Origin of the sequence: Streptomyces tateyamensis (assembly GCF_003205575.1) — a bacterium.
Taxonomy (GTDB): domain Bacteria; phylum Actinomycetota; class Actinomycetes; order Streptomycetales; family Streptomycetaceae; genus Kitasatospora; species Kitasatospora tateyamensis.
Genome location: NZ_PYBW01000348.1, coordinates 1 through 249, shown reverse-complemented (window position 1 = coordinate 249; position 249 = coordinate 1). Strand labels below are relative to the sequence as shown.

Here is a 249-nt window from a genome sequence, read left to right as displayed (position 1 = left end):
CCGCCCCCGCCTCCCCCCCCCCCTGACCCTCCTCTTGGTTCCCCCCTACCCGCCGCACCAGCCGCCCGAAGTGGGTGTCCACCGTGATCCCGGGCACCCCGAAGGCGTTGCCGAGGACCACGTTGGCCGTCTTGCGGCCCACGCCGGGCAGCCGGACCAGTTGCTCCAGGGTGCCGGGCACCTCTCCGCCGAACTCGTCGCGCATCATCGTCGACAGGCCCAGCAGCGACTTCGCCTTGTTCCGGAAGA

1 protein-coding gene is annotated in these 249 nt (G+C 71.9%); it reads right to left on the bottom strand.

Annotation, left to right across the window (positions count from 1 at the left end):
* On the bottom strand, positions 1–249 hold a 249-nt coding region (locus tag C7C46_RS33700), incomplete at both ends, for an endonuclease III domain-containing protein (protein WP_425470171.1).